General features: G+C 74.5%; 2 pseudogenes. Both read left to right on the forward strand.

Features of this window, described 5'->3' with window-relative positions:
* Positions 1-823: pseudogene (locus HMPREF1138_RS11310) on the forward strand (protoporphyrinogen/coproporphyrinogen oxidase); the annotation flags it as partial.
* Positions 820-1,181: pseudogene (locus HMPREF1138_RS07660) on the forward strand (hydroxymethylbilane synthase); the annotation flags it as partial. The pseudogenes HMPREF1138_RS11310 and HMPREF1138_RS07660, both read left to right, overlap by 4 nt.

A 1,181-nucleotide genomic window follows, 5' to 3' on the forward strand; every position in this document is an offset into this window, starting at 1 on the left:
GGCCGCCGCCGGATCGCGACGCACCCCCGAAGCCTGCGTCGAGGGCGGCATGTTCGTCCTCGTCGACGCGCTGCGAGCCGCCATCGAGGAGGCCGGGGGAACCGTCCTGACCCGCACCGGCGCGTTCGTTATGACGCGCGCGGCCGCGGGATGGACCCTCGAGTGCGGGCCGACCAAGCCCGGACCGACACCCGGAGCCGAACCCGTGCCGGCCGGCCCGGGCGTGAGCGTCACGACGGAGCGCCTCGTCCTCGCCTGCAGCGCCGGCGCCGCACTGCGCCTGTTGACCCAGGCGCGCATCCCCGGCCTCGTGCCCGCTGTGAGCGTTCCCGAGGGCGCGCCCATCGCGCGCCTCACCCTGGCCGTGAACGCCCCCGAGCTGGACGACGCGCCAGTCTCACAGGGCCTCCTGGTCGCGCCCGCCCCCGCCGACGAGCGACCCGTGGCGGCCAAGGCCCTGTCCCACCTCACCGTCAAGTGGCCCTGGCTCGCCGACCAGTGTGCGCCCCACACCCACCTGCTGCGCCTGTCATACGGGCGCCTCGGCGAGGCCGAATCCGCCGTCACCGTCGAAGGGGCGCTGCGTGACATCTGCACCCTCACCGGCGTCACCATCGCCGCCGATGCCGTCACCGACCACCTGCTCGCCCGCTGGAACGGCACGCTCCCGCCCCTGCCCCCCGAGTATCGCGCCCGCGTGAGAGCACTCGAGGAGCAGGTGCGGCCGCTGGGCGGCGTGGCGCTCACGGGCGCCTGGGTCGCCGGAACAGGCATCGCCTCCGTCGTCACCCACGCTCGCGCGGGCGCGAAAGGACTGCTATGACCTGGCGGACAATCGTTCTGGGAACCAGGGGATCGCGCCTGGCGCTCGCCCAATCCACCACCGTCGCTCGGGCGATCGAAGAGGCCGGGGCTCGCCTCGGCGAGGACGTGCGCGTCAATCTGGAGGTTGTGCGCACGCACGGTGACGTGTCCGCCGCGCCCCTGGCCGCGCTCGGAGGAGTCGGCGTGTTCGCGGCGCAGCTGCGGCTCGCCCTCCTTCAGGGGGAGTGCGACCTGGCCGTCCACTCTTTCAAGGACCTGCCCACCGCCCCCACGCCGGGCCTGCGCATCGCGGCCGTCCCGCAGCGCGAAGACCCCCGCGACGCCCTGTGCGCCGCCGACGGGGCGACACTGTCGGC

Origin of the sequence: Actinomyces sp. ICM58 (assembly GCF_000283035.1) — a bacterium.
In the GTDB taxonomy this organism is placed as follows: domain Bacteria; phylum Actinomycetota; class Actinomycetes; order Actinomycetales; family Actinomycetaceae; genus Pauljensenia.